The organism is Collinsella sp. AF11-11 (assembly GCF_003465485.1).
In the GTDB taxonomy this organism is placed as follows: Bacteria; Actinomycetota; Coriobacteriia; order Coriobacteriales; family Coriobacteriaceae; genus Collinsella.
On sequence record NZ_QSAS01000002.1, the window covers coordinates 133,532 to 160,039 of the forward strand.

At 58.7% G+C, this 26,508-nt stretch carries 24 protein-coding genes; 12 read left to right on the forward strand and 12 right to left on the reverse strand.

What is annotated here, in order from left to right:
- Positions 1–133 precede the first annotated feature (133 nt).
- On the reverse strand, positions 134–1,138 hold the full coding sequence (locus DWV58_RS09920; RefSeq protein ID WP_199407862.1) for a helix-turn-helix transcriptional regulator: 1,005 nt from the start codon (positions 1,136–1,138) through the stop codon (positions 134–136).
- Between the two features lie 297 nt (positions 1,139–1,435).
- Here DWV58_RS09920 and guaA point away from each other — a divergent pair, with 297 nt between their 5' ends.
- Complete coding sequence (gene guaA / locus DWV58_RS02055) at positions 1,436–2,416, forward strand: glutamine-hydrolyzing GMP synthase (protein ID WP_117640855.1); 981 nt, start codon at positions 1,436–1,438, stop codon at positions 2,414–2,416.
- 116 nt (positions 2,417–2,532) lie between these two features.
- Here guaA and DWV58_RS02060 read toward each other — a convergent pair whose 3' ends face one another.
- Together DWV58_RS02060 and DWV58_RS02065 are read right to left on the reverse strand one after the other, a co-directional pair.
- Complete coding sequence (locus tag DWV58_RS02060; protein WP_117776010.1) at positions 2,533–3,681, reverse strand: HAMP domain-containing sensor histidine kinase; 1,149 nt, start codon at positions 3,679–3,681, stop codon at positions 2,533–2,535.
- The gene (locus DWV58_RS02065) at positions 3,678–4,352 is read right to left on the reverse strand and encodes a response regulator transcription factor (RefSeq protein WP_117776011.1); all 675 of its coding nucleotides are present in this window, start codon (positions 4,350–4,352) and stop codon (positions 3,678–3,680) included. Before DWV58_RS02065 ends, DWV58_RS02060 begins: the two co-directional genes overlap by 4 nt.
- 59 nt (positions 4,353–4,411) lie before the next feature.
- Here DWV58_RS02065 and DWV58_RS10125 point away from each other — a divergent pair, with 59 nt between their 5' ends.
- The 5 genes from DWV58_RS10125 (at position 4,412) to DWV58_RS02090 (ending at position 11,883) form a co-directional block, all read left to right on the forward strand.
- Positions 4,412–4,588 carry a CD1871A family CXXC motif-containing protein gene (locus DWV58_RS10125; protein WP_117776012.1) on the forward strand — a complete coding sequence of 59 codons (177 nt, stop codon included), beginning with the start codon at positions 4,412–4,414 and terminating at the stop codon, positions 4,586–4,588.
- Positions 4,581–5,492 (forward strand): 4Fe-4S binding protein, encoded by a 912-nt coding sequence (locus DWV58_RS02075; protein WP_233540478.1) that lies wholly within the window; start codon positions 4,581–4,583, stop codon positions 5,490–5,492. The genes DWV58_RS10125 and DWV58_RS02075 overlap by 8 nt, the downstream gene beginning before the upstream one ends.
- Positions 5,493–5,526: 34 nt before the next feature.
- On the forward strand, positions 5,527–6,489 hold the full coding sequence (locus DWV58_RS02080; protein WP_117776014.1) for a TlpA disulfide reductase family protein: 963 nt from the start codon (positions 5,527–5,529) through the stop codon (positions 6,487–6,489).
- Positions 6,490–6,715: 226 nt separating this feature from the next.
- Positions 6,716–8,407, forward strand: coding sequence for an FAD-dependent oxidoreductase (locus tag DWV58_RS02085; RefSeq protein WP_117655536.1), 1,692 nt, complete (start codon positions 6,716–6,718; stop codon positions 8,405–8,407).
- A 221-nt stretch (positions 8,408–8,628) separates the two neighbouring features.
- Positions 8,629–11,883 carry an ABC transporter ATP-binding protein/permease gene (locus DWV58_RS02090; protein WP_117776015.1) on the forward strand — a complete coding sequence of 1,085 codons (3,255 nt, stop codon included), beginning with the start codon at positions 8,629–8,631 and terminating at the stop codon, positions 11,881–11,883.
- A gap of 37 nt (positions 11,884–11,920) precedes the next feature.
- Here DWV58_RS02090 and DWV58_RS02095 read toward each other — a convergent pair whose 3' ends face one another.
- Together DWV58_RS02095 and DWV58_RS02100 are read right to left on the reverse strand one after the other, a co-directional pair.
- Complete coding sequence (locus DWV58_RS02095) at positions 11,921–13,054, reverse strand: hypothetical protein (RefSeq protein WP_117776016.1); 1,134 nt, start codon at positions 13,052–13,054, stop codon at positions 11,921–11,923.
- 63 nt (positions 13,055–13,117) lie between these two features.
- On the reverse strand, positions 13,118–13,645 hold the full coding sequence (locus tag DWV58_RS02100) for a DUF3592 domain-containing protein (RefSeq protein WP_117640863.1): 528 nt from the start codon (positions 13,643–13,645) through the stop codon (positions 13,118–13,120).
- Positions 13,646–13,768: 123 nt separating this feature from the next.
- Here DWV58_RS02100 and DWV58_RS02105 point away from each other — a divergent pair, with 123 nt between their 5' ends.
- Positions 13,769–14,722 carry a tRNA-dihydrouridine synthase gene (locus DWV58_RS02105; RefSeq protein WP_117640864.1) on the forward strand — a complete coding sequence of 318 codons (954 nt, stop codon included), beginning with the start codon at positions 13,769–13,771 and terminating at the stop codon, positions 14,720–14,722.
- A 131-nt stretch (positions 14,723–14,853) separates the two neighbouring features.
- Here the strand turns inward: DWV58_RS02105 and DWV58_RS02110 are convergent, their stop codons facing one another.
- From DWV58_RS02110 to DWV58_RS02120, 3 genes are all read right to left on the reverse strand, one after another.
- A complete protein-coding gene (locus DWV58_RS02110) occupies positions 14,854–15,120 on the reverse strand; it encodes a ribbon-helix-helix protein, CopG family (protein ID WP_055252530.1) in 267 nt (88 codons plus the stop codon).
- A gap of 315 nt (positions 15,121–15,435) precedes the next feature.
- Positions 15,436–15,681 (reverse strand): glutaredoxin, encoded by a 246-nt coding sequence (locus tag DWV58_RS02115; RefSeq protein WP_117635838.1) that lies wholly within the window; start codon positions 15,679–15,681, stop codon positions 15,436–15,438.
- A gap of 51 nt (positions 15,682–15,732) precedes the next feature.
- The gene (locus tag DWV58_RS02120; protein WP_117776017.1) at positions 15,733–16,560 is read right to left on the reverse strand and encodes a TipAS antibiotic-recognition domain-containing protein; all 828 of its coding nucleotides are present in this window, start codon (positions 16,558–16,560) and stop codon (positions 15,733–15,735) included.
- A gap of 142 nt (positions 16,561–16,702) precedes the next feature.
- Here DWV58_RS02120 and DWV58_RS02125 point away from each other — a divergent pair, with 142 nt between their 5' ends.
- Together DWV58_RS02125 and DWV58_RS02130 are read left to right on the forward strand one after the other, a co-directional pair.
- Entirely contained in the window at positions 16,703–17,440 is a 738-nt protein-coding gene (locus tag DWV58_RS02125; protein ID WP_233540479.1) for a tRNA (N6-threonylcarbamoyladenosine(37)-N6)-methyltransferase TrmO, read from the forward strand.
- Between the two features lie 112 nt (positions 17,441–17,552).
- On the forward strand, positions 17,553–18,764 hold the full coding sequence (locus DWV58_RS02130; protein WP_055252526.1) for a MalY/PatB family protein: 1,212 nt from the start codon (positions 17,553–17,555) through the stop codon (positions 18,762–18,764).
- 96 nt (positions 18,765–18,860) lie between these two features.
- Here DWV58_RS02130 and DWV58_RS02135 read toward each other — a convergent pair whose 3' ends face one another.
- Positions 18,861–19,340 carry a pyridoxamine 5'-phosphate oxidase family protein gene (locus tag DWV58_RS02135; protein WP_055252525.1) on the reverse strand — a complete coding sequence of 160 codons (480 nt, stop codon included), beginning with the start codon at positions 19,338–19,340 and terminating at the stop codon, positions 18,861–18,863.
- A gap of 41 nt (positions 19,341–19,381) precedes the next feature.
- A complete protein-coding gene (locus DWV58_RS02140; protein ID WP_158564505.1) occupies positions 19,382–22,186 on the reverse strand; it encodes a transporter substrate-binding domain-containing protein in 2,805 nt (934 codons plus the stop codon).
- Positions 22,187–22,399: 213 nt separating this feature from the next.
- Between DWV58_RS02140 and DWV58_RS02145 the strand changes: the two genes are divergently transcribed.
- The 3 genes from DWV58_RS02145 to DWV58_RS02155 all read left to right on the forward strand — a co-directional run bounded on the left by DWV58_RS02145 (position 22,400) and on the right by DWV58_RS02155 (position 24,819).
- On the forward strand, positions 22,400–22,825 hold the full coding sequence (locus DWV58_RS02145; RefSeq protein WP_055252221.1) for a potassium channel family protein: 426 nt from the start codon (positions 22,400–22,402) through the stop codon (positions 22,823–22,825).
- Positions 22,826–22,861: 36 nt separating this feature from the next.
- Complete coding sequence (locus tag DWV58_RS02150) at positions 22,862–23,395, forward strand: TIGR00730 family Rossman fold protein (RefSeq protein WP_117635830.1); 534 nt, start codon at positions 22,862–22,864, stop codon at positions 23,393–23,395.
- A gap of 125 nt (positions 23,396–23,520) precedes the next feature.
- Complete coding sequence (locus tag DWV58_RS02155) at positions 23,521–24,819, forward strand: chloride channel protein (protein ID WP_117776020.1); 1,299 nt, start codon at positions 23,521–23,523, stop codon at positions 24,817–24,819.
- A 95-nt stretch (positions 24,820–24,914) separates the two neighbouring features.
- On the opposite strand, the gene DWV58_RS02160 is transcribed toward DWV58_RS02155, so the two are convergent.
- On the reverse strand, positions 24,915–25,613 hold the full coding sequence (locus DWV58_RS02160) for an ABC-2 transporter permease (RefSeq protein ID WP_117776021.1): 699 nt from the start codon (positions 25,611–25,613) through the stop codon (positions 24,915–24,917).
- Complete coding sequence (locus DWV58_RS02165) at positions 25,610–26,491, reverse strand: ABC transporter ATP-binding protein (protein ID WP_117776022.1); 882 nt, start codon at positions 26,489–26,491, stop codon at positions 25,610–25,612. The genes DWV58_RS02160 and DWV58_RS02165 overlap by 4 nt, the downstream gene beginning before the upstream one ends.
- Between the last annotated feature and the right edge of the window lie 17 nt (positions 26,492–26,508).

The following is a 26,508-nucleotide window of genomic DNA, read 5'->3' on the forward strand; positions in this document are numbered from 1 at the left end:
ATCGGTGGAAATAATCCAATTGTGCGAGAAGGCGCCCCGTGGCGGTAGTGCCGTTCAAGGGTCAAAATGTCCAAATTGATCGAGCGAAGCGTCGGGCTCCGGAACGCGTTCGATGCGCTTGGCAGCCCGGTCGCTAACGCAACATATGCGCGACCAGCTCGGCGCGTGTGCCGATGCCAAGCTTTGCGTATACGCCGGATAGGCGGTTTTTGACGGTGCCCGGCGATACTCCCATATGGCGTGCGATTTCGGCGTTGGTCCACCCACGACAGGCGAGCATGGCCATGGTGAATTCCGTGGTCGTTAAATCGTCAGCAACGTCCTCGCCCGAATCGGGGTTGTGGATGCGCCGCCAGCCGTAGCTGAAGCGGTACGTGATCTCGATGATGTGCGCGAAGTCGTCAGGGTATTGCGTTTTTAGGCACGCCTCGATAAGCCCCTGCAAAAGGCCGTGGTGCTCGCCGATGAGCTCGATAAGGCCGTCGGGGCGCGCAATGTCCCAAGCGGCTCCAAAATGCGCTTTTGCGGCGTCGATGTCCTTGAGGCTCATGCATGCCATGGAAGCTGCCAGGTGCAGGAACAGTTCCGAGATGGGATAGCTTCCCTGTTTCATAATTAGGGCGTTTTCCGCCATGCCCAGGCTGCGGCCGTATTCGCCGCGCAGATACAAGGCGTGCGCCATCACGTAGCTGGCGAACAGTCGCAGGCCTTCGGGTAGGTGCGCCGCAAGTGGATAAAACTCTTCGGCAGAATACGGGGAAGGCAAGTGCAGCAGGACGCTCGCGGCCGAGGCGAACAGGATATGCGTGGCGTGGACGGCGGGCGATTCCTCGTCGGCCGGCGTATCGAGGATGCCCGCAAGGCACCGGCGGGCGTCGGCGATACGGTTGAGCGACAGACTGGCGTATCCGCAGATAAAGCATGCGGAATAGCGCAGCGCGGGATCGGTGACGTCAAGATAGGGGCGCGCCGTCTTGGCAGCGAGGGTGGCCTGTCCGCGAAAGTACAGCGCTTCTGCCGTGGCAATGGCGCGCGAATCGGGGTCGGAAATGCCTGCAACCGCAGCGTCAATCTGCCCCGGCACAAAGGCAGTGCACATCAACGGCATGGGAACGCATGGGTAGCCATCGCAGTCCATCTTCCATCTCCCAACAGCTGACAACAATAGCTGCAATTGTACTCCTGTTGCCCGGAACTGGAATTTGTGGGTATCGCCTGCGATTATGCCGAACGTATAAAGGAAGAGTCTATTGGCGATGCTCCCAAGGTGGCTACCGAAGCCTAGCTGACCTCGACATTAGGAAAAATTGCCACCCTTGCAAAAAGCTCTGTCGCAGCGATGGGAAACGCATCTCGTTCTGCATATAATGAGGTCATATGACGGTGCGTCTGCATACGCGCGGCGCATTTCCATCGAACCGAAAAGGAGCTCTGCATGGATCCCAACAAGCGTCCCGACGACATGGTGCGTATCACCACTCCCGAACTTGCCCAGGCGTTCATCGAAGAGCAGGTCGCTGCAATCCGCGAGCAGATCGGCGACAAGAAGGTCCTGCTGGCCCTTTCGGGCGGCGTTGACAGCTCGGTTGTCGCGGCCTTGCTCATCAAGGCCATCGGCAAGCAACTCATCTGCGTGCACGTGAACCACGGCCTGATGCGCAAGGGCGAGAGCGAGCAGGTCGTCGACGTCTTCAAGAACCAGATGGACGCCAACCTGGTCTATGTTGACGCGACTGATCGCTTCCTGGATAAGCTCGTGGACGTCGAGGAGCCCGAGGCCAAGCGTAAGATTATCGGCGCCGAGTTCATTCGCGTGTTCGAGGAGGAGGCCCGCAAGGTCGGTGACGAGGTCAGTTTCCTCGCCCAGGGCACCATCTACCCCGACATTCTGGAGTCCCAGGACGGCGTGAAGGCTCACCACAACGTGGGTGGTCTACCCGAGGACCTGCAGTTTGAGCTCTGCGAGCCCGTTAAGCTGCTGTACAAGGACGAGGTGCGCGTCGTGGGTCGCGAGCTCGGCCTGCCCGAGAACATGGTTGAGCGCCAACCGTTCCCCGGCCCCGGCTTGGGCGTTCGCTGCCTTGGCGCCATCACCCGCGACCGTCTTGAGGCGCTGCGCGAAGCCGACGCCATCGTGCGCGAGGAGATTGACAAGGCAGGTCTGACAATCTGGCAGTATTTTGCCGTCGTGCCCGACTTCCGCGCCACCGGCGTGCGCGAGGGTAAGCGCGCCTACGACTGGCCCTGCATCATCCGCTGCATCAACACCGTTGACGTCATGACCGCCGAGGTGCCCGAGCTCGACTGGGCGCTGCTCAAGCGCATTACCGCCCGCGTCACCGCCGAGGTCCCCGGTATCTGCCGCGTGTGCTACGACCTCACGCCGAAGCCTGTCGGCACGGTCGAGTGGGAGTAAGCTAACTCAGCTGGTAGGCGACGAGAACTAGCAGATGTGACAAAGGGACAGTCCCTTTGTCACATCCTCGATATTATGTGCGGGATGGTACGCCACGCGGCGTGCCATCCCGTTCGTTATTTTAATGAGCCGAGTGCGCGAGTGGGAAGAGTCACGAGCATGGTCGTTCCGCATGGCGAGCTTTCTTCGACCTCGATGGAGCCGCCGTGGAGTGCGGCAATCTCCCAGACCAGTGCAAGCCCCAGCCCCACGCCGCCATATGCCCTGCTGCGCGATTTGTCGACGCGAAAGAAGGGCTGGAAGATGCTCGTCTGGTATTGCTCGGGAATGCCCGGCCCCTGGTCGCGCACGCGTAGCAGCGCGCGGTCGCCTTCGGCGCAGGCGTTGATTTGCACGGTCGAGTTGGGCGCGCTGTAACGTATGGCGTTTTCGGCCAAGTTGAACAGCAGCCGATAGATTAGCGTATCGCTGCCGATCGTTTGCGCGTCGCCCTCACTTGTAAGCGTGATGTCTTTTTGCTCGGCAAGGGGCGCCAGGTCCGTGAGTACTTCTTCGATCATCGGCGCCAGGTCAATCGCATCGTTGCAAGGGACACTGCGCAGCTCGCTCATCTCGAGCAGGGTCTTTGTCATGTGCGTCATCCGCTCGGTCTGCTCCTGCAGCAGCCCGAGCAGGCTCGCTGTATCGGCGTCGACGTCGGGGTGCTCGGCGCAAAACAGCTCAACCTGGGCCTGCATGAGCGCAAGTGGCGTGCGCAGCTCGTGCGCCGCATTGCCCGTAAACTGTCTTTGTGCGGAAAATCCCTCGTCAAGGCGGGCAATCATGTCGTTAAACGACGCGCTGCAGCGCCTGAGTTCAGAGGGCACGTCCTCGCTGATTTTTGTGTCGGCGAGGTTGTCGGGCCGCACGCTCTCGACTTGTGCCGCAAAGGAGCGCAACGGCTGCAACGCATGCCCGCTCACAAAGTAGGCCAGGACGCCTCCGAGCAGCGTCACCGCCGCAGTTATATACCAGCTCGTCGCGCCAAACGATTCTTGGGCGTCGTTCACGACGATGGTCAGCGCATCGTCGAGCTCTTTGTTTGTCGGGTCAAATGAGCTGGGCGAGGCCGCCTCCACCTTGCTGTGCGCCGACGCTTCTGCACCAATCGAGTCCATGTAGCGCATGCCGGAGTAGCCAACCAGACAATTCATAAGTACGCAGGTCGAGCATACCAGCAGGGCCGTCATCAACGTGATGCGCCACTGCAGAGACAGCCGCTTCATTTGCCGTCCTCCATAACGTAGCCTTCGCCGATTCGGTTGCGGATGGGGTCGTGCCCCAACGCACCGCGCAGCTTTTTGCGCAGCGACGAGATGTGCACGCGGGTCGCGTTGCTAAAGCTGTTGACGCTGCTGTCCCATACATGCTCGATAAGCTCTTCCTGGCTCACCGGCCGCCTCTGGTTAAGCATCAGGTATTCCAAGATGCCGGTCTCCTTGCGCGTGAGGCATAGGGTCTCGCCGCCCACGGAGGCGACGCGCGCCTTGGTGTCAAAGTTCAGCGATCCGCAGGTCAGGACAACGTCGCTTTGCGTAAAGCGTCTGAGCGTGAGGCTACGGATACGTGCTGCCAGCTCGTCAAGATGGAACGGCTTGGTGAGGTAGTCGTTGGCGCCCGCATCGAGCCCTGCTACCTTGTCGGTGACCTCGCCGCGTGCCGAGAGCACGAGCACCTTGGTCTCGCAATCGGTAATTCTGAGTTGCCTGAGCACGGTCATGCCGTCGACATGGGGGAGATTGAGGTCGAGCACGACAAGATCAAAGGTCTCGATATCGAGCAGGTCGAGGGCCTGCTGCCCGTCGTAGCAGCAGTCGACGCTATAGGCCAAGTTGCGCAGGCTGCGTGCGATCGCATCGCACAGCGCCCGCTCGTCCTCGACGACCAAGATGCGCATAACGTTCTCCTTGCATAGTCATTCACGCTTAACACGGATTTTATAGTCGGTATGGTCCAATGGGTCGCGAAACGAAAGGAGTGGTCAGATTGTTCAAAGCGATTAAGCCTGTGGCGCAGGTGGCTTTGCTGATCGTTGGGGTAGCCATGGTGTGCTTTGGAATTATGCGCGGCGAGGCAGATGCCGTGCTGGCCAAGGCAATCAGGCTGTGCTTGGAGTGTATCGGAATTGGATAAAAGAAAAAACACTGCATCGCATCTTTTGGCGAGATTCCGCGGATTGATTCAGGCGGCGGCGACGCTTGCGACCAATATTCACCTGCCTAACTTTGCAAAGGGCGGTATCTACCAGGGAGCGGGCAAAGCCGTCTGCGTGCCGGGCCTCAACTGCTACTCGTGTCCGGCGGCCTCGGGTGCGTGCCCCATCGGGTCGTTTCAGTCGGTGGTGGGCTCGTCTAAGTTTAGCTTTTCGTATTACGTCACCGGAACGCTCATTCTAATCGGCGTGCTGCTGGGACGTTTTGTATGCGGCTTTTTGTGCCCGTTTGGATGGCTGCAAGAGCTTTTGCATAAGATTCCCAGCAAAAAGCTCTCCACGAAAAAGCTCAAGCCGCTCACGTACATCAAGTATGCCGTGCTGCTGTTTGCCGTGGTGCTGCTGCCCGTCTTGGTGGTCAACGATGTGGGTATGGGCGACCCGTTCTTTTGCAAGTACATCTGCCCGCAGGGCGTGCTCGAGGGCGCGATTCCGCTGTCCATCATGAACATGGGAATCCGCTCTGCGCTGGGAAAGCTCTTTACCTGGAAGCTCGCGATCCTCATTGTGGTTGCGGTGCTGAGCGTGCTGTTCTACCGCCCCTTCTGTAAATGGATTTGCCCCCTCGGCGCATTTTATGCGCTCATGAACAAGGTGTCATTGCTGGGGATTCGGGTTGATCATTGTAAATGCGTCTCGTGCGGCAAGTGCGCCAGGGTGTGTCAGATGGACGTGGACGTTACGCGTACGCCCGACCATGCCGAGTGTATTCGTTGCGGCAAATGCGTGGGCGCGTGCCCCGTCGATGCTATTAGCTTTCGCTACGGGCTGGGTGTGACGGGCGACAAGCCCGCACAGCCCGCGCAAGCCTGCGAAAACAAATAGGTACCTATATAAGCTTCGATATAACGGAGGAACCATGAAACTGTCAAAATTTGCGGCCCTGTTGATGCTGCCCGTGCTGGCGCTGACTCTCGCGGCGTGCTCTGTCCCCAAGGGCGACGCGAAGGATACCGCGAGCGGCGATGCGCAGATTGCCGAGCTTGTGGCGCAAAAGCCGTCGAGCGCCGAGGAGGCGGCCGAGCTGTACCAGCAGCTGCTGCAAAAGGAAAATGAGATCTTTGCGAGCGATAACGCCCTATGGGAAAAGGTGTTCCTTGCGGCCAACAAAGACACTCCCATGATTGAGGACGGCAAGAACTACGGCGACTTTTTGCTTGATACTATCGAGGGCGCCAAGGACCAGTTTACGGCTGACGAGCTCAAGACGCTAAAGGCCGGCGCGCAGCAGGTCAAGGAGATCGAGGATAAGCTCATGGCGCTGGAGAAGAAGTTCCCCGGATGCGGCAGTACGCCCGGCGAGGGGGAGAGCGTTGATGCTTCGGCCGCAGGGATGACCAACGGCGAGAGCAAGGAGACGAAGTTCCCCAGCTTTAAGGGCAAGGACCTGGACGGCAACGATGTAAACAGCGACGAGCTGTTCTCCAAGAACAAGGTCACCGTCATGAACTTCTGGTTTACCACCTGCAAACCGTGCGTGGGAGAGCTGAGCGATCTGGAGAAGCTCAACAAGGAGCTTGCCGAGAAGGGCGGCCAGGTCGTGGGCGTTAATTCCTTTACGCTCGATGGCAACAAAGACGAGGTGGCTGATGCCAAGGACGTGCTTTCCAAGAAGGGCGTGACGTATAAGAACATCTGGTTTAAGTCGGACAGCGAGGCCGGAAAGTTCACCTCCAACCTGTACTCGTTCCCGACCACCTACGTGATCGACCAGAACGGTAACATTGTGGGAGAGCCGATCATGGGCGGCATCAACTCCGCTGAGCAGCGCGAGGCGCTCAACAAACTGATCGATCAGGCACTCGCGAAGAGCGAACAGTAAGTCCGTGGGACAGACAACTGAAGGGGAGTCGCTGGAAACAGCGACTCTTTTTTCTGCTTCGGGGTAGCATCATGGGTATACGTCGAAAGGGCACGCAGCTTTTCGTGCATTGCCCGAGCGGTGCGCGAAGCAACCAAGCTGTGAGTTTTCTTAAGCGGTCTGGGTATGGCAGTGTCAAGAATATCGGCGGCATAAGCGGCTACACGGGAAAGGTGGTGCGTTGGCTATGAAGGTGGTTATCGTTGGAGGCGTCGCGGGCGGCGCATCGGCGGCGGCACGTTTGCGCAGACTCGACGAACAGGCCCAAATTGTCATCTTTGAGCGCACGGGTTTTGTATCGTATGCCAACTGTGGGCTTCCGTACTACATTGGCGGCGTGATAGAAGAAGAGAGCGCATTGACGCTGCAGTCTCCCAAGGGCTTTTGGGATCGCTTTCGCATTGCGGTCAAGACGAGTCACGAGGTGTTTGCCATCCATCCCGATTCGCATACGGTCGAGGTTCGCAATATGCTGACGGGCGAGGAATTTGTCGAGACGTATGACAAGCTCATCCTGTCGCCGGGTGCAAAGCCGATTCGCCCTGCGTTGCCGGGCATCGACTCGGATAAAATCTTTAGCCTACGCACCGTTGAGGACACGCTGCGTATTCACAGCTATGTTCGAGAGCGGCGACCGAGCAGTGCCGTCGTGATCGGCGGCGGCTTCATTGGCGTCGAGACGGCGGAGAATCTGTGTGAGCTGGGGCTCCAGGTGACCCTTCTGCAGCGTCCCGTCCAGCTTATGAACAACCTGGATTACGACATGGCGACCCTTTTGCATACCGAGGTGCGTGAGCACGGTATCGATCTGCGCCTCAAGGCCGATGTGACAGGTTTTGAGGAAGTTGATGGCCGCGTTGTCACCCATGTTGCGGGCGATGACCCTATCGGAGCCGATATGGTGCTGCTTGCCATTGGCGTGGCACCTGAGAGCCATCTGGCGCAAGAGGCGGGGCTCGAACTGGGCATCAAGGGGGCTATTGTGGTCAACGACCGCATGGAGACCTCTGCTGCCGACGTGTATGCCGTGGGCGATGCCGTGCAGGTCACGCATCAGGTGACCGGCGAGGACGCGGTCATTTCGCTCGCCGGCCCCGCCAACAAGCAGGGGCGTGTCGTCGCCGATGTCATAGCCGGCATGGACAGCTGCTACCGCGGATCGTTGGGCTCATCGGTTATCAAGGTATTCGACTTGACGGCGGCAAGCACGGGACTATCCGAAAAGGCAGCACACGCGGCGGGAATTGACTGCGACAGCGTGGTCCTGTCGCCCGGTTCGCATGCGGGTTATTATCCGGGTGCAACGCCCATGACCATGAAGGTTGTCTTCGAGAAGCAGGGATTGCGCCTGCTGGGTGCGCAAATCGTGGGCATCGATGGTGTGGACAAGCGTATCGACGTTCTGGCGACTGCCATCCAGGCAGGCATGTGCGGCGATAGACTTAAGGATTTGGACCTAGCATACGCGCCGCCGTATTCATCGGCAAAGGATCCCGTCAATATGGCGGGCTTTATGATCGAGAACCTCAATCGCGGCATACTGGCGCAGTGGCATTGGGAGGATGAGCCCAACTTGCCACGCGATGGCAGCGTGCAGCTGCTCGATGTTCGTACGGAAGGGGAGTACGAGCGCGGGCATATCGATGGTTTCGTAAACATTCCCGTCGATGATCTGCGCAATCGCCTGGGCGAGCTCGACCGGGCCAAGCCGGTCTACGTGATTTGCCAGAGCGGCATTCGCAGCTACATTGCTTGCCGCATTTTGGCGCAGTATGGCTTTGAGTGTTTTAACTTCTCGGGCGGCTATCGCTTCTTTGCAGCCGTGACTGTGGCTCGCCGCGGCAGCGCTAACGTTATGCCGTGCGGGCTCGAAAAGTAGCGCGCATTGGAATGTGACAAAGTGACAGCCTCTTTGTCGCATCGGGGATGTTATATGCGGGATGGTGCGCCATGCGGCGTGCTGTCCCGTTCGTTTTTTGGCGCGGTTCGTTACACTTCTCACTGGTATCGGCCAAAAATGAGGATAGAGTAGGACAAACGCGCCGAACGTGAACGGCGGGGGAGCGGGCGAGCGCGCCCGCGCGAGAGAGGTTGCCGTCCATGCTGGATCTCAGAGTTATTTGCAAAAGGTACGTTACGCAGTCGTTTACGCAGGTAGCGCTCGACAGCGTAAGCCTGTCTTTTCGCGATAACGAGTTCGTAGCCATTCTGGGTCCCTCGGGTTCGGGTAAAACTACGATGCTCAACGTCATCGGTGGACTCGATCATTTCGATTCGGGCGATCTGCTGATCGACGGCATCTCGACCAAGGACTTCAACGACCGCGATTGGGATGCCTATCGCAATAATCGCATCGGCTTTGTGTTCCAGAGCTATAACCTCATTCCGCATCAGAGCATTTTGGAAAACGTGGAGTTGGCGCTTACGCTCACGGGCGTGGGGCATGCCGAGCGCCGCCAACGTGCGCGCAAGGCGCTCGAGGCAGTCGGTCTGGGCGAGCACGTTGACAAGCGCCCGAGCCAGCTTTCGGGCGGGCAGATGCAGCGCGTGGCCATTGCCCGCGCCCTGATCAATGACCCCGAGATTGTGCTGGCTGACGAGCCGACCGGCGCCTTGGATTCAACGACGTCCGTGCAGGTTATGGATTTGCTCAAGGACGTTGCGCGCGATCGTCTGGTCATCATGGTCACGCACAATCCCGAGCTGGCGTACCAGTACGCCACGCGCATCGTCAGCCTGGCGGACGGCAAGGTCACCGACGATTCCGACCCCTTTGATGTGGCCACGGTCGCACATCGCGAGGCAAAACCCACGCGCAAAACCTCGATGAGCTTTATGACGGCGCTGGGGCTTTCTGCCCGAAACCTCATGACCAAGAAGGGCCGTACGGCCATGACTGCCTTTGCAGGTTCGATTGGCATTATTGGCATCGCGGCGATTCTGGCGCTCTCCAACGGCGTAAACGGCTACATCAAAAAGGTCGAGGAGGACACGCTCTCAAGCTACCCGCTTACGATTTCCAAACAAGATTACGACCTGTCGTCTATGATGGGCGGACAGGGGGGCACGGATGAGGAGGCGTCCAAGGGCGAGGACTCGTCCGATGGCGCTACCGGCGGCAAGGCTCAGGGGACCGATAAGATCCCTGTGGTCACGGCCGTAAAGGACATGTTCGCAAGTGTTAAATCTAACGATATGACGAGCTTTAAGGCATGGCTTGACGACGGCGGCAACGGTATCGACAAAGAGGTCAACGCTATTCAGTATGGTTACGGCGTGACGCCGGTTGTCTATCGTTCGAGTAAGGGCGACGAGAAGCCCGTTCGCCTTGTTCCCAACGCTATGACCGAGGCCATGAGCGGAGGCGCGAGCTCGGCGGCAACGGTGAGCATGGATTCCATGGGAACGTCGGTCTTTAACGAGATGATTGACGACCAGAGCCTGCTCGACAGCCAGTACGATGTCGTTGCCGGCCATTGGCCTACGTCCGCCAACGAGGCCGTGATGGTGCTTTCGAGCCGCGGAACGGTGGGCGACTACACGCTCTACAGCATCGGCGCGCTGGATATCGATGAGCTCAACGACCTGGTTAACAGTGCCATGACGGCCGACGGCAAGGTCAAGACGCCCAAGACCGGCAGCGACTTTACCTACGACGATGCACTGTCCACGACGTTTAAGGTGTTGTCGCCGGCCGATGCCTATCGCAAAAACGAAGAGACCGGCATGTGGACTGACATGTCTGGCGACGCCGACTTTATGAAAGCCAAGGTTGCCGACGGTATTGACGTGCGCATTGTGGGCGTGGTGCGACCCAACGAGACGGCAAACGCGAGCGCATTGTCCCCGGGCATTGTCTATACGCATGCGCTGACTCGCCAGCTTATGGAGCGTGCTGCCGATTCGCAGATTGTGCAGGAGCAGCTTGCCCACCCCGAGACGGATGTCTTTACGGGTAAAACCTTCGACGAGCTGCAGGGCGAAGCCAAGCAGGGCGTGGATTTGGGCAGTATGTTCAGCGTAGACGAGGCGGCACTGAAGAGCGCGTTCTCGTTCGATGCATCTGCGCTCTCGGGCGCAGCCGGCGGTATGGACCTTTCTGGTCTCGACTTGTCCGGGCTGGACATTGACCTTTCGGGTGTTGGGAGGGACATCGACTTTAGTGACATCATGGCCAAAGCGCCGGCCCCAGATTTCTCGGGCATCTTTGATGGTCTTGAGCTCACGCCTGAGCAAATGCAGCAGGTGGGAGCACTTGCCAACCAGCTGTTTGAGGGCTTTATGCGCTCTGATCAGTTTAAGGCGCTGTCACCCGAAGATCTTAAGGACGCGTCAAAGCTCGCTGCCGCATTCTCAGCGTACCTTGAGAATGATGTCGCAGCCCAGCAATACCTGGCTCAGCTCAGGGCGCTCGGCGGCGATGCCCTGGCCGAGCGTCTGCAGCAGGTGATGGGCGACTATGTGCAAAAGCAGCTGGCTCCGTATTTGCAGCAGTCTATGGATCAGGTGATGAAGGCGGTCAGCGAGCAGATTGCCACGACGGTATCAGCTCAGCTCAAGGCGGGCGCGGCAGGGCTTATGGACCAGATGGCGACGCAGATGTCTTCGAGTTTTGCCAACCTGGCGAGCGCCATGCGCGTGGATGCGAACGCCTTTGCTCGCGCTATCCACTTTAACATGGACGCTGAGGACCTGAGTTCGCTCATGATGAGCTATGCCAAGGCGTCGAAGCTCACCTACGACAACAATCTGACCACGTTGGGCTATGCGGACGAGGCGGACCCCATTTCGGTCAAGATTTTCCCGCGCGACTTTGAGGCCAAGGAGCGCGTGCTCGATTACATCGATGCGTACAACAAGCAGGTCAAAGCTGCTGGCCACGATGAGCAGGCAATCTCGTATACCGACTACATGGGCATCATCATGGGCTCGGTGACCGACATCGTGAATACTATCAGCTTGGTGCTCATCGCATTCGTGAGTATCAGTTTGGTGGTGAGCTCCATCATGATCGGCATCATCACCTACATCAGCGTGCTGGAGCGCAAAAAGGAGATTGGCATCCTGCGCGCGATCGGCGCGTCAAAGCGCAACGTGGCCAACGTATTTAATGCCGAGACCTTTATCGAAGGCCTCATTGCCGGCGTCTTTGCCATTGTCGTCGTGGTGGCCGTGAGCTTTCCGGTTAATGCCTGGGCGCTTGCGGCCAAGCAGGTGCCCAACCTGATGAGCCTGCCCGTTCAAGACGCGCTGATGCTCATTGTAATTTCGGTGCTGCTGACGGTCGTTGCCGGCCTGCTGCCGGCTCGCAGCGCATCCAAGAAAGACCCTGTGGAAGCCCTGCGTTCCGAATAATGTGACAAAGGGACGGTCCCTTTTTCACATTGGGTGGCTAGCTCGTTTTGCCCACCAACGTGATACGGATGCTTGGATGGGTGTACTCATCAAACTCGTCCTCGGACTCCGTGTCAAACGAATAGTACGTTTTGATGGGGTTGTCACTCGTCCTGATGGAGATTCTCTCGTAGAGCGAACCGTTCAAAAAAGCCTGCCTAAACTCTTCGGGGAGCTTCTGCGGTGCTAGGAGCTCGGGCCTCACGGTCTTGACGTCTATGGTTTGGACAACAGAGGAAAGCTCATCCAGATCGAGCTCGACGCGGGCGAGGTTGTCCTCAAGGCTCGCGTCGGGGTCGATCTCTGCGATGTAGCTCACTTCCTTGAGCGTCCCCTTGTTGTCAAAGTCCAGATACGTATAGGTCTTCTGGGCGTCGGAGTCGCCTTCGTGCAGATAGCCGCGGACATGATAGCCGTAATCTTGATATCGCTCGTAGGGGTCATCGGCGGACACGTACTCGCATGCGGGCTCTAATGCCTTGCGGGCGATGGCGATCTGCTCGGCCGCGGCCGCGGCGTTCTGTTGCATCTCGATGTTTCCCTGCGCCAGCTGCGGGATATAGGCACCGCACACGATTGCGAGGGGCAGTGCCACAAGCGCGACGATCCACTTTTTTGCACGGGGGATAGGCACGCCACAGGCCTCTGACATGGCTTTTGCGTTGGCAAAGCTTTCGGCAAGCACGTCTGCCGCGGTGGCGACGGCGCCTACGGCAGCGGCGACTTCTGCCGCGCCGCCCAGGTTGCGTGCGGTCTCGTTGTCGCTGTTCTTGAGCAGGCGCGCGGCGGCCTGCGTGCCAACAACGCCTGCAATTTGTGCCGAGCGGTCTTTTTCGCTCTGCTCGACGGCGAGCCGGTGCTGCATTTCCCTCCACTGCTTGCCGCGCATGCCAAAGCGCGGCGCGAGAGTGCAGTAGCAGAAGATGACGAGCTCAATGCCGGCGAGCACCAAGGCGGTCATCATGCCTGTCTCCTGGAAGCTTTCATGATGGAAGACGATATCGTCAATCATTTCGAAGGGAATGATCAAAAAAGGCAGCACAAACGCCATGGCAAGCGCTGTGCCGGCAATCTTGGGATAGATGCAGTATCGCTGGATACGCTTGCGTTCTTGTTCGGAAAGTGTTGCCATGGCTGATCCTTGGTGTCGTAACGGTCGTTGCGGCGCATGGGGCGCGGGGCGCATCAGTTTGAGCTAGCGCTGGATAAGAACATAGAGCAAGATGCTCATCGCGATGAGCAAGAAGCCTGCGATGTTAAACATCAGTGTGGCAAAGTTGCCCACGATGGGGCGTTCGACATAGCTTTTGTCTGGGTTGCTGGGGTTGTAGTACACGGTCATTTGGCTACCGAGGGGCCAAAGCTGCTCCGCGAGGGTGCCTAGGCGGGCGATGGGACCTGTCTGCACGTGCAGCCAGCCCTTGGCGTCTTCGTAGGCGGTGGCTTGCGTGCGGATGGGGAGTTCCGACAAGCTTTTGGTCTTTATGCCACGGAATTGTTTTTTCGCGCGGTATTGCGTGCCGCCGACGGCGTATTCCAAAACGGGATACATCCTGCCTTCGCCCATAAAGCGATGGTCGATGACCGTTCCCATGGTCACGGCGGTACAGGCCTTGGCTTTCTTGCGAGCGGCGGCTTTCATGAGCGCGCTCACTCCGATAAGCAGGATGCCGATGCCCCCAACCAAGATGAGCGCGAGCAGGGATATCTGCGACGTGGTCACGGCGTTCTCCTTTGGCGCGATACCGTCATATGTGACTCAGTATAGAGAACCCCCGCCCTCGGTGGGCGTATTATGTGACAAAGGGACAGTCCCTTTGTCACATTGATTTGAGAATGGATGTTGATGTATTTATCGCTGGCTCCTATGGAGGGGATTACCGGGCATGTGTTCCGTCGCGTGCATGCGGAGTGCTTCGGCGCGCTCGATTGTTATTACACGCCGTTTTTGCCGCCGCCGCGGGTGGGCAATCGCTTTGGCGGCAAGGCGTTTAAAGAGGTCGATCCTGCCAACAACCAGGGACTTAACGTGGTGCCCCAGCTGATGTCCAAGAATGCGGACGAGTTTGTGTGGGCGGCGCAGGTGCTTGCCGATATGGGTTACCGCGAGGTCAACCTCAACCTTGGCTGCCCTTCGGGTACGGTGGTCGCGAAGGGCAAGGGTTCGGGCTTTCTGCGCAATTTGGATGAGCTCGAGGTGTTCTTGAGCGACGTGTGCGAACGCTCGCCCTTGCCGGTGTCGGTCAAGACCAGACTGGGGCTCGAATGCGATGACGAGTACGAGCGCGTGCTCGACCTCTATTGCCGAATGCCGCTGGCGGAGTTGATCGTGCATCCGCGCGTGCAAAAGGACCGTTATACGGGCTCACCGCGCAAAGAGTTTTACGGCGAGACGCTGGAACGGGCGCCGTTCCCCGTGGCCTATAACGGCGACATCTTTGATCTTGAGGACATGGATGCGCTGGTGAAGGCCTATCCCGGAACACGCCACGTAATGTTGGGGCGCGGCTTGCTTGCGAATCCCGCGCTGGCTCGCATGGTTAAGGGCGACCCTGCCGCTACCGCCGCTGAGCTGCAACGCTTCCATGACATGCTGTTTGCGGCCTATGCGGACGAGATTGGGGGCAACGCGGTCTTTCGCATGAAGGAGTGGTGGTTCTACGCCAAATGCGCCTTCGCCGATCCCGCGACCGTTCACAAACTCGTACGCAAGACCAAAAAGGTCGATGAATACCGTGCCGCTGTCGACCGTGTCTTTCGCGAGCAGCAGCTTGCGCCCATCGCCCGCTTTTGTGGCTAAATGATCCCTTGGGGACGGAGAAGAACGGATCGCCTGTGCCGGACCCATGCAAAAAACTGTACGCCAGCATCCAAGGATGTCGAAAAATATCGTTTTTGGATGCTGACGTACATGTTTGGTTCGGCAGGGGACTAGGCAATCATTGCATCGAGTGTAATGAGTTCCCTGAGTCGCTCCGTGCGCGTTTGCCCATGGCGCTTTGCCTTTGCGTCAAATGCTTCAAGAACCGATTCGCCCACACGTGCCGATAAAACAACGCTTGGTTCATCGGAAATCGGCGGCCTTCCCAACTTGACGGTGTGGCCCTTCGGCCACTCATCTTTTTCGTATGCCGCTGCGGCTTTTTCTAGCTCACCGGGAGCAAACCCCATCATCTTTTCGAGCTGTTTAGCGTCCATAGCGCCTCCTATCGATCGATTCCGATTTCCCTGAGCACCTTGCGCGTAGGAGGGACAAGGGCGTGGTAAATGATGTAACCATCCCGATCGGGGCAACATCGAGCGATGAGCTCCATGAGGCGGCTTCTCTTTTTGTATACAATTTTGTAGACAAAAATACAAGTAACTAGTCATTTAAGAACGTCCCCAACGACTGCCCACAAATAGCTGTACGTCAGCATCCAAAGATGTCGAAAAATATCGACTTTGGATGCTGACGTACATGTTTGTGCCGTATGGGTTTGTGCGTTGGGGCCGGCCGACCGCAATAGAACGCTAGAGCAGGTTCTTCTGTATCCACGCGATGATGTCGCCCGACTCGTAGAGTGGCGTGCCGTCAATGAACAGGCAGGGAACTTGGCGCTTTCCGCCGACGGCGATGAGCGTCTGCTCGGCATCGGAATCGGTCGAGATATTACGCTCGGGGATGGTCACGCCGTTATCGGCCAGGAAACGCTTGACCTTTATGCAATACGGGCAGCCGGTCATAACGTAGAGCGCGAGCTCGTGATCAGTAGCCATAGGTCTCCAATCGGTTGAGGTTTCGATTGAAATACCCAAAGCCGCTGCGGTCTATGCGTGAGCCGACGACGACTCGATCGTCTGGACTAGAAACGCCGTGGCGCCGGTGCCGCAGGGCTTGTCGTAGTAGTCAACAAAGCGCTGGTCGGCAAGATAGCCGTGGGCGAGGCCCAAGTACGCCTCGTCTTGGGGCTCGCATCCCCAGTTGAGAGCAATCCAGCGACGATGCATCGCGACAAGCTTGCGAGCCTCGCTTCCATCCGGTTCGCCGTCGCTCATGGCAATCGAGAGCTGGCCCAGAATAGCGCGTTCAAGTTCCTTCATGTCGTTCCATGTCTGAGGATCCATATCCAGTAACGTTTCGTTTGCTGCATCGATAGCCTCATCGCCATAGCGCGCCCGCGCTTCGGCGCCGTAGCGCTCCTCGTTTTCTTGCACGGCGCGCCAGCGTTCCAGTTGCGGCAGCACGGCGCCCATGAGCGAGACAGCTTCGTCGAGCGACATACCGGTGTTTTGTGCCAGGCGCGGGGCACAATCCTCGATCATTGCCTCCATCGTAGTGTCGTAGGTGTACTTGCCGTGGTCGTAGCACCACTTGCAGTAATGATCGGTCGCGGTGCCCGCAGCATCGGTGCCGCAGTCGTCGGGTGTGAGTATCATGCCGCAGCTCTGACAATAGTACTCGGGCATTTCGAGCAGATGAGACAGTGGCTCGCCGGTCACGGCGGCAATGAGCTTCATCATGTCGATGCCCGGTGTGACCTCGCCGCGCTCCCAACGACTGACGGCTTGGCGTGTGACGAAGAGCCTGGCGGCGAGCTGCTCCTGAGTTAGGTGATAGGCGCGACGGACAGCAATGAGCTTTTCTGCGAAGGCCATAGCGGCTCCTTTCTGCTGGTTGATGGCTTTAAGCATACGCGGCGGCAGACGCCCTTCCAAGCAACCGTTGGTTGCACGACGGGGGACCGCGACAAAGAATTGCGCACGACGCCTCACACCTTCATGCCGTACAATGACCGGCATGGAACCGATTGCACACATACATACCGATCTGCCGCAGAAGTTCGGCATCCCGCGCAACAGCTTTTTGGCGCCCCATCTGCAGGGGCGCATCATCTTTGAGCCGGAATTTGCCTCCAATGCAGCGGTTGAGGGCCTGGACTCTTTCTCTCACCTATGGCTGCTGTGGCGTTTTGAAAACGGAACGCCCGGCGGCACGGCGGAAGACATCGCCGTCGATGCCAAAACGCAGGACAGGTCCGGTGCCAACGCCAAGTGGTCGAAGACCGTGCGTCCGCCGCGTCTGGGCGGAGCCGAGCGCGTGGGCGTGTTTGCCACGCGCAGTCCGTTTCGCCCCAATCCCATCGGCCTCACCTGCGTCAAGCTCGACCGTGTTGAGCTTACCGACGATGGTCCCATCATCCATGTGCTGGGGGCCGATCTGCGCGACGGCACGCCCATCTATGACATTAAGCCCTACATTCCGTTTGCCGACTGTCACCCGGATGCGACGGGCGGCTGGATCGAGGATGCGCCGTGGCAAGAGCTCGACGTCGAGTTTCCGCAGGCGCTGCAGGATATGGTCCCGCCTACAAAGCTTTCTGGCTTGGTTGAGGTTCTTCGCCAAGATCCGCGCCGCGCGGGTAGCAAGCACGAGCCAAACCGTGTTTATCACTTGGCATATGCCGGACTCGACGTGTCTTTTGCCGTTGACGGAACCAGGCTGATGGTAACCGCTATCAACGACGCGCAAGACTAACCAGCCATTCGTCCGCACCCGTCAAATTAAGCGCCAAACCCCATGTCAAAACCGCCCACGCTGGTGGACAATAACGCCTATCGAAACAGTCATCTTTGCACGGGAGCCCAGCATGAAATACGACTTTAGCTCGCTTATCGACCGCCACGGCATGGATGCCATCGCCGTTGACTCCTGGGGCGAGATCCCCGGTATGGCTCCGAACGCACCCGACGAGGGCTTCGACTGCATTCCCATGTGGGTGGCGGACATGAACTTCGCCACGGTGCCCACGGTCCAGGAGTACATCATTCAGCGTGCCCAGCACCCCATGTTCGGCTATTTCGATCCGCGCGACGAGTACTTCGAGCGCATCATCGAATGGCAGACCCGCCGTAATGGCGTCGAAGGCCTGCTCCCGGAGCATATCGGCTACGAGAACGGTGTCCTGGGCGGTGTCGTGTCGACCCTGCGCGCGTATGTCCAGCCGGGCGATGCGGTGCTGGTCCATAGCCCTACCTACATCGGCTTTACCAAGTCCATCGAAGCCGCGGGCTATCGCATTGTCCACAGCCCGCTTAAGCTCGACGACCAGGGCGTGTGGCGCATGGATTTTGAGGACATGGAGCGCAAGCTCGCCCAAAACCATATCCATGCCGCGGTGTTCTGCTCGCCGCACAATCCCTGCGGCCGCGTATGGGAGCGCGACGAGATCGAGCGCGCCATGGACATCTATCGCCAGCATGATTGCGTGGTGGTCTCGGACGAGATTTGGTCCGATATCATCCTGCCGGGTCACAAGCATATCCCGACGCAGTCGGTGAGCGAGGATGCCCGCATGCGCACGGTTGCCCTCTACGCGCCCAGCAAGACGTTCAACCTGGCGGGCCTGGTCGGCAGCTACCACATCATCTATAACGAGACGCTGCGCGACCGCGTGTGCGCCGTGTCCAACAAGACTCACTACAACGAGATGAACGTCCTTTCGATGCACGCGCTTATCGGCGCCTACCAGCCGCAGGGCTACGAGTGGGTCGATGAGCTCAATCAGGTCATCCAGGGCAACATTGACTACTTCTGCGATTACGTGGACGAGCATTTTGAGGGCGTGGGCTATTCGCGTCCGCAGGGCACGTACATGGTGTTTCTGGACTGCACCGAGTGGTGCCTCGAGCATGGCCGCGATATTCAGTGGCTGCTCGACGAGGGGGCGCGCGTGGGCGTGGGGTATCAGGACGGCCGCCCGTTCCACGGGCCCTGTCACATCCGCGTGAATCTGGCACTGCCGCTTTCGCGGGTAAAGGAGGCGTGTGAGCGCCTGGACCGCTACGTTTTTGGGGTATAGGGGGCGCTCGATTCGAGTGCTGCCCCATGTGCCCACGCCGTCAAAATGCGTGGGCACATGGGGTGCAGAGGGTAGCGAGCGCGTTTTCCGCATTCGCTACTTTTCATGAATCTGCTTTCCGCAAAGATGTTCAATCGAAATCTCGTAGAGTTGGACGCCCTTTATGTCTTTGGCGATCTCCTCCTCGACTTCTTCGGCAGAAGGGTAGTACTTAAGCGCGAGCTGACGGACTTTGTCCTCGATAAACGCGGGCGCTTCATCTACCAGGCGACAACGACCAAAGACAACGGTACTCATAACGTAGGGAGCCCAGTCGCCGTCCTTGTACCACTCGTTGCCGTAAACGGTAAAGCAGACTTTATCATCATGCTTGAGTGAATCGACCTTGTGGCCAGCCTTGGCGCCATGGAAATAAATCTTGTCGTGCTCGGCGTCAAAGAAGTAGTTGACGGGAATGGCATAGGGGTAGCCATCATCGCCGTTGACGGCAAAGACGCCGCGCTTGCAGGTAGCGAGCAGTTCGCGCGCTTTCTCGTCGGTGATGGCGCGTTTCTTTCGACGTAAGGGCCTAAACATCGTTGGCTTCCTTTCTACTGCGCATGGTGGTTGAGCACAAACTATAGCGAAACAGCCCCGTTTTTCTTGATACAGGCGAGTATGTTTTTGAGCTTGCTAAAGTCGAGCGGTTTGGGCAGATGGGCGTTCATGCCGGCGTCGTGTGCCGCCTTGGCGTCTTCGGCAAAGGCGTTGGCGGTGAGCGCGATGATGGGGATGTCGGCCGCATCGGCCTTTTCGCTCAGGCGGATCGCCCGGGTTGCCTCGTAGCCGTCCATGCCCGGCATCATGATGTCCATCAGGATTGCATCGAAGCTGCCGGCGGGACGGCTAACGTATAGGTCGACTGTCTCGTTGCCGTCGGCGGCGCGAGTCACGACGATGCCTTCGCTTTCGAGCAGAGCTTGGGCAATCTCGGCATTGAGTTCGTTATCTTCTGCCAAAAGAACGTTCATGCCGGCAAGCGAGCAGCTGATCGCCTGCTCGTCCGCACCTTCTCTTGCCTGAGGGTTCTTGTCGATATCGAGCGGTATCTGGACGTTAAACGTACTTCCCACGCCAACCTCACTCGAAATCTCAATCGTGCCGCCCATCATATCGATGAGCGATTTGACGATCGGCATGCCCATGCCAGTTCCCTGAAATTTACTGCGGGCATCGTTGCCCTCTTGGGCAAACGGTTCGTAGATGTGCTTAAGAAACTCGGGCGACATGCCGATGCCGGTATCCGAGACGCTAAAGCAAAACACGGCGTGCTCGTCGTCGACCGGTTTGATGGTCGATGAGAACGTGACGGTGCCTCCGTGCTTGTTGTACTTGATGCTGTTGTCGAGCAGGTTGACAAGGATCTGCCGAATATGGGTGGGGCTGCCGATCATATATTGGTCGACAGCGTAGGGCTCGCTGGTGTCGAGCATGGTTATGCCGCGGTCCGATGCGCGGAGCTTGCACAGTACGAGCGCATTGTCGCACAGCTCTTTAAGGTTGAATGATTCGTGCTCGAGCGTCACTTTGCGCTCCTCGATCCTGCCCATCTCGAGGATGTCGTTAATCAGTGACAGAAGGTGATTGGCGGCAACGCGCGCCTTGGCGCGGCTTTCGCGGGCGACCTGCATGTCGCCTTCTCTCAATTCCTCAATTTCGATAAGGCCCAGGATGCCGTTGAGCGGCGTGCGGATGTCGTGGCTCATGCGCGTGAGGAAAGCGGTTTTGGCGGCGTTGGCGGCATCGGCTTTCTGCCGTTCCTCCTGTGCGCGGTAAAGCGACCAGACAAGGATGACGATGCCGGTGAGCAAAATGCAGATGACGACTGCCGCAATGACGATGCGGTTGCGGTAGAGAAGTCGGAACGCATCCGATTCTTGCGCCGAGTACGATGTGGGGAAATAGCTGTTTGCAGAGAGCGATTCACCTGCATTGACGATGCCCTTATTGATGATTCCCAGCAGCTCGGGCTTGCCGCGCGAAATTAAACACGATAGTTGCGCCGTGTTGGTGAGTTCCTGTGTTTCGAAATCCTCGATGTCGTAGATGTCGCGGAGAGTTTCCAGGCGCGTGCTGGGGACAATGATGCAACGTGCCTTCCCCTCATTGAGGGCTTTGAGCACCTCGCCGTCATTCGAATACTCGGTTACCGTTGCGTTCGGAAAGAGACTTTCGAGCTCAAAACGGTTAACGATTGTGCTCTTTGTACAAGCGATGTTCTTAAGGTCGCTGTTCAGGTTTTTGCCACTGTGAATGGCGGTCAGCGAAACCGTTCCCATCGAGTTTGACTGGATGACCCCTGTCTGCTCGGCGAGCCAGTAGTCGCGAAACAACGGTAGGGCGACATCGATGGTTCCGTTGGAAAGGGCTTTGATCATTTGCTTGTTGTTCGAGAGTGCGATTGTTTTGACCGTAATGTCAAACTTGTCGTGCAACGTCGTTGCAAGCGAGGCGAGCGACCCTTCCATCTCGCCGTCGTCATTTTGCGTACAGTAGGGAAGTTGGTTTTTAAGATAGCCGAGCGTGATGGTATTGCCGTTTTCTTTGAGCCAGGTGGTCTCGGTGCCGGTGAGCGATGACGAGCCACTGTTTTGGGTCGAGTAACTCGATTTGACTTCCTCGTTATAGCGCGGATTATCGCGGGCGATGGTCGTCATGGCGGCGTTGATGTCGTTCATCAGGTCAGGGCGGCTTTTAGGAACGGCAAAATAGTAGTCGCTCGAGCCTACGTAGAACATGGGTGACGCATCGGGCGACGAAATGGTGTCGTTCATGATGACGGCGTCGACCTCGCCGTCTGCAAGCGCCTCAAAGAGGGCGCTGCCGGTGTCGATTTCTTTATAGGTGCAGGTAACGTCTTCGTTGGCGAGCCACTGCTGGCCGACGATAGTTTGCATAACGCCAGAGTTGCAGCCGATGGTGAGGCCTTGGAGCGCCTGAGGGTCACCCTTGGCCAGATCGTCGCGGTCGGGCCTGGCGTAGATATAGTAGCGCTCGGTGCCCTCGGGATTTGAGGAAAAGAGCAGCTTCTGCTCGCGTTCTGCCGAATACGAGATGTTGGGCATGAGGTCGATTTCGCCTGCCTCGAGCATGTCCATAAGCTCGGAGAAGGTGCCGCTAACGTATTCGTATTGCCAGCCCTTTGTGTAATACGAGAGGGTCTGGAGGTACTCGTAGCCCCATCCCGAGAGGCGCTCGCCCGGCGTGCCTTCCTGGAAGCCTTTGTTGTTGACGAGCCAGCCAACGCGGACCGTCTTGACCTGCTGGTCGGAGTCGGCGGCAAAGGCGGGGGCAGGCATGACGGCGCTCAGCACGGTGAGTGCGGCAAGCGCGACAGCCAGGGTGCGGCGTAGGGCTAAGCGAAGGACGGCGGAAGGTTTCACATGAAATCCTATCGAGTTGAGACAGTTTCGCATAAGGATACCAGCTCAGCCTGCCCATTCAGCCGCCGCACCGCTAAACGGTTAGGTAGTCATTGGGGACGTTCTTAACTGACTAGTCGTTTAAGAACGTCCCCAATGACTAGTTCCGTTTGCGGGGGAGGCGTGGGACAATACCGAGCGAATGTGATTGGGCGTCTGGGAAAAGGGGTCGCGATGAACAAGTTGAGGACGCTTGCCGACGTGTTGCGCCAGGCTGGCTTTGCGCGCATCACGGGCCTGTTTCTCGTCTTCTATCTGCTGTGCTCGACGGCCGTCTGGCTGTCCGAGCCCACGACCCTTACGTTTGGCGACGGCCTCTGGTTTAGCTTTGAGACCGTATCGACGATCGGCTTCGGTGATATCCCGGCCGAGACGCCGGTTGCCCGCGCTATCACCGTCGTTTTGAGCGTCATCAGCATCTTCTACATCGCCATGCTCACGGGCGTGGCGGTGAACTACTGCAACACGCTCATCAAGATGCGCCAAAAGGACACCATGGCGCGCTTTATGGATGATCTGGAGCATTTGGAAGAGCTCGATCGTGACGAGCTTGCCGACCTATCGCGCCGTGTGCGCGAATATCGCCGACGCCAACGCTAGAACGGGCGCCGCGCGTCACGACGAGGGGGACTGAATATGAATATCACGGTATACCTGGGTGCCAGCGTCGGCAATGACCCGGCGTTTCTGCCCGCGGTGCAGGAGCTGGGCGACTGGATTGGCGCTAACGGACACGCGTTGGTATACGGCGGGTCCAAGTCGGGTCTGATGGGTGCGCTCGCCGATAGCGTACTCGAGGCAGGTGGACACGTGACGGGTGTTGAACCGAGCTTTTTTATCGAGGCCGAGTTTCAACATGACGGTATCGACGACCTCATCGTGACGAGTGACATGGCCGAACGCAAGGCCAAGATGATTGAGCTCGGTGACGCGTTCATCGCCTTTCCCGGTGGGACGGGTACGCTCGAGGAGATTGCCGAGGTCATGTCCGCCGTGTCGTTGGGGCATCTCGATGCGCCGTGCATTCTGTACAACCTTGGGGGCTACTACAACGATCTTAAGGCGTTGCTCGAGCACATGATTGATAAAGGGCTTTCGAGCCCGAGGCGCCAGCACGGCATCTACTTTGCCGACGATTTGCGCGAGATTGCCTCGATTATCAACGGATAAGTCTTGAGCCTGCCCCACTATGACTCCCAATGGTGCCGTTTGCGGCGCAGACGGTTGGCTCGTTCGGGTAACGCTCGCTCTACAATAAAACGTATCTTTGCCGAATTTGACCACGGGAGGTCCCGATGGATAGTCTTGCAAAACCCAAAAACCGTGCGCTGTTTTTAGTTAGCGTTGCCGTGACCGGTGCGTTCGCAGGCGCCGCGGTCTGGCTGTTCTTTTTTGCGATGGAGCACGGTGTCGACTATCTATGGACCGAGATTCCGCACGCGCTGGGCGTCGCTTCGCCTGAGCTCGCGAGCGGCCCGTTCGGTTTTCTGCCGTACCCGTTTTTTGTCTGCTTGCTGGGCGGCCTGCTGATCGGTCTGTACGAAAAGATTACGGGCAACAAGACCGATGACCTCAACCAGGTGATGGCCAAGGTTAAACAAGACGGTCGCTACCCGTACGACAACCTCGGCAAGCTTTCGCTTGCGGCATTGCTGCCGCTGCTGTTTGGCGGAAGTATTGGACCGGAGGCCGGCCTGACCGGAGTTATCGCGGGTCTGTGCAGCTGGGTCGGCGACCGCATGCGTCGCTTTGGCGCCGAGTTTAGGGAGCTCACGCTGCTGGGCACCCAGGCTGCCCTGACGGCGCTCTTTACCGCGCCCGTGTTTGGCTTTGTGGCGCCGCTCGCCGGTAGCGCCGACGGCCAGGGCGCTGGCGAGGACTCCGCGTCCGATGAGATCACCATCAAGCTGCCCAAGGCGCAAAAGACCGTGGTCTACGGCATCGCGATTGCCGGCGGTCTGGGCACCTATCTGCTGCTCGGCCAGCTTATGGGCGGCGGCATGGGCATGCCCAGGTTCGAGGCCGCCCAGGTGGGTAACCTGGAACTTGTCTGGTTCATTCCGCTGGCGTTGGTCGGCACCGTATGCGGTTGGCTGTACTTTGTCTCTGAGCATGCAAGCGAGGCACTGTCCCATGCAATAGGGGAGCGCCCGGTCGTCAAGGCCATGCTGGCCGGCCTGGCGCTCGCCATCTGTGGCACGGTCCTGCCCTACACCATGTTTGCCGGCGAGACCCAGGCCGATGTGCTCATGGAAACCTATCTGACCATTCCCGCTGGCGTGCTTATCGCGACCGGTCTTGTTAAGGCCATGCTGACGCCCGCCCTCATCAACCTTGGTTGGCGCGGCGGCCACTTCTTCCCGGTTATCTTCTCGGGTGTGAGCCTGGGCTATGGCCTTGCCATCCTCACCGGCGCAGATCCGGTCTTTTGCGTCGCCGTCTGCACCGCCTCGACGATGGGCGCCGTCATGCGTCAGCCCGTCATGGTCGTGGGCCTGCTGCTCATGTGCTTCCCGCTCAAGGGCATCGTCTGCATGATCATCGCCGCTGTTATCGCCGCCGGCATTCCGCTTCCCAAGCCGCTGCGCAAGTAGTACGGTGGCGCACGCCGGGGACATGCCGTTTGCCATGGATTTGCGGATGGGCGATTGCGACCGATTGCGGCCCGCGTGGGTCGAGATTTGCTTGCCTACAGGTCGCGTGCCCGATAGACCTTGGTGCTGACGGTGCAGCTGATTGCACATAGCGTGAGGGCCAGTACGGCAATTCCTGCGCACAGGCAGCCGAGGACGGCGGGATCGGGATTCGCCCCAGCAATCGACATGAGCCAGTTGCTGATGGGGTTGGAGGAGCTCAGCGTGGCCATGGCAAGGCATCCGAGCAGGGCAAACAGGCCGACGGAAAGGCGCAGCGCCTCCATGTGTCCAAATCGAAAGAACAGCGGCTGTGCCAGAAACACCATCATGAGGGAGATGAGCATCGATGCGGCGGAGGCTATTGTGGTCTCAAAGACGATCTGTCCCGTCGAGGGCATGCCCGTGTGATCGAAGAACGGAAGAGTGATGGTGCTCAAAAGCACGGTCGCGCACGCCATGATGGCCGAGAAGGCAACAATGCAGAGGTAACGTGCGCAGATGATGTCTTTGCGCGAGAGGGGCAGCGTTGCCCGATAGCGCTCCCATCCGTTTTGATTGTCGTAGCCGGCCAGCGAGCTCATGACCACGATGGGCGACATGGCACTGACCGCGCAGGCGCCGGCGCTCATACTGGCATCGCCATCCGATGCGTTGGCGAGGGTTAGTACGACGAAGATGAACAGGCCGACGCCCGCGATGCTCGGGACAAGCGTGCGGACGATGGCGAGCTCAGACATAAAGGCGCGTTTCATTTCGAAGCCCCTTTCAGTATGAGGCGAAGATAGTCATCAATGGTTGCCCGGTCGCAGGGAATCTCGGGGAAGGCCTCGAGCGCCTCGCGACGGTTGGGTACGAGCACGTCCACGCTATAGGCGTGGTGGGCGGCACGGGCACCTTCGACGCAAGCCATAAGCTCTGCGGCCTGTGCTTGGGTGCAGTGGGCGATGCCGGCTCGGTCGGTAATGTCCTCGCGCGGCAGGTCAAACACAATCGAGCCGTTATCGATGCAGATGACGCGGTCGGCAGTGCGATCGAGGTCGGATGTAATGTGGCTCGAGAGCAGCACGCTGTGCTGGCCGTCGGCGACAAAGGTAAGCAACTCGTCGAGCAGTTCCTCGCGCGCCATGGGATCGAGGCCCGCGGTGGCTTCGTCCAAAACGAGCAGCTTGGCATTGTGGCTGAGCGCACAGGCGAGCTGCAGCTTCATGCCCATGCCGCGGGAGAGGTCCTTGACCTTCGTCTTGGGATCGAGGCCAAATCGGTCGATGAATCCGGCGAACGTTTCGCAGCTCCACGTGGGGTATGCCGGGCCTACGAGCTTCTCGACCTGGCCCACCTTGAGCGTGGAGGGGAAGGGACACGTGTCCAGGACAAGCCCGATGCGGGAGCGCAGGTGGCGCTGCGTCTCGTCGGGCGCGTTGGCGTCGCAGCGCTGTCCAAGCAGATGTACCTCGCCGGCATCGGGCTTTATAAGCCCAAGCGCGGCGCGAATGGTCGTCGTCTTGCCGGCGCCATTTGCGCCCACAAAGCCAACGATCTGGCCGGGCTCCACGGCAAGCGTGACGTCGCGCAGTGAAAAGCGGTCGCTCACGCGGCGCGATACACCTTTGAGTTCTAGCAACTTTTGCATGGTATAGCCTTTCTTGC

Coding starts and splice junctions, on each gene's coding strand:
- DWV58_RS09920 (WP_199407862.1), bottom strand. CDS start 1,138: ATGGACTGCGATGGCTACCCATGCGTTCCCATGCCGTTGATGTGCACT.
- guaA (WP_117640855.1), top strand. CDS start 1,436: ATGGATCCCAACAAGCGTCCCGACGACATGGTGCGTATCACCACTCCC.
- DWV58_RS02060 (WP_117776010.1), bottom strand. CDS start 3,681: ATGAAGCGGCTGTCTCTGCAGTGGCGCATCACGTTGATGACGGCCCTG.
- DWV58_RS02065 (WP_117776011.1), bottom strand. CDS start 4,352: ATGCGCATCTTGGTCGTCGAGGACGAGCGGGCGCTGTGCGATGCGATC.
- DWV58_RS10125 (WP_117776012.1), top strand. CDS start 4,412: ATGGGTCGCGAAACGAAAGGAGTGGTCAGATTGTTCAAAGCGATTAAG.
- DWV58_RS02080 (WP_117776014.1), top strand. CDS start 5,527: ATGAAACTGTCAAAATTTGCGGCCCTGTTGATGCTGCCCGTGCTGGCG.
- DWV58_RS02085 (WP_117655536.1), top strand. CDS start 6,716: ATGAAGGTGGTTATCGTTGGAGGCGTCGCGGGCGGCGCATCGGCGGCG.
- DWV58_RS02090 (WP_117776015.1), top strand. CDS start 8,629: ATGCTGGATCTCAGAGTTATTTGCAAAAGGTACGTTACGCAGTCGTTT.
- DWV58_RS02095 (WP_117776016.1), bottom strand. CDS start 13,054: ATGGCAACACTTTCCGAACAAGAACGCAAGCGTATCCAGCGATACTGC.
- DWV58_RS02105 (WP_117640864.1), top strand. CDS start 13,769: ATGTATTTATCGCTGGCTCCTATGGAGGGGATTACCGGGCATGTGTTC.
- DWV58_RS02110 (WP_055252530.1), bottom strand. CDS start 15,120: ATGGACGCTAAACAGCTCGAAAAGATGATGGGGTTTGCTCCCGGTGAG.
- DWV58_RS02115 (WP_117635838.1), bottom strand. CDS start 15,681: ATGGCTACTGATCACGAGCTCGCGCTCTACGTTATGACCGGCTGCCCG.
- DWV58_RS02120 (WP_117776017.1), bottom strand. CDS start 16,560: ATGGCCTTCGCAGAAAAGCTCATTGCTGTCCGTCGCGCCTATCACCTA.
- DWV58_RS02125 (WP_233540479.1), top strand. CDS start 16,703: ATGGAACCGATTGCACACATACATACCGATCTGCCGCAGAAGTTCGGC.
- DWV58_RS02130 (WP_055252526.1), top strand. CDS start 17,553: ATGAAATACGACTTTAGCTCGCTTATCGACCGCCACGGCATGGATGCC.
- DWV58_RS02135 (WP_055252525.1), bottom strand. CDS start 19,340: ATGTTTAGGCCCTTACGTCGAAAGAAACGCGCCATCACCGACGAGAAA.
- DWV58_RS02145 (WP_055252221.1), top strand. CDS start 22,400: ATGAACAAGTTGAGGACGCTTGCCGACGTGTTGCGCCAGGCTGGCTTT.
- DWV58_RS02150 (WP_117635830.1), top strand. CDS start 22,862: ATGAATATCACGGTATACCTGGGTGCCAGCGTCGGCAATGACCCGGCG.
- DWV58_RS02155 (WP_117776020.1), top strand. CDS start 23,521: ATGGATAGTCTTGCAAAACCCAAAAACCGTGCGCTGTTTTTAGTTAGC.
- DWV58_RS02160 (WP_117776021.1), bottom strand. CDS start 25,613: ATGAAACGCGCCTTTATGTCTGAGCTCGCCATCGTCCGCACGCTTGTC.
- DWV58_RS02165 (WP_117776022.1), bottom strand. CDS start 26,491: ATGCAAAAGTTGCTAGAACTCAAAGGTGTATCGCGCCGCGTGAGCGAC.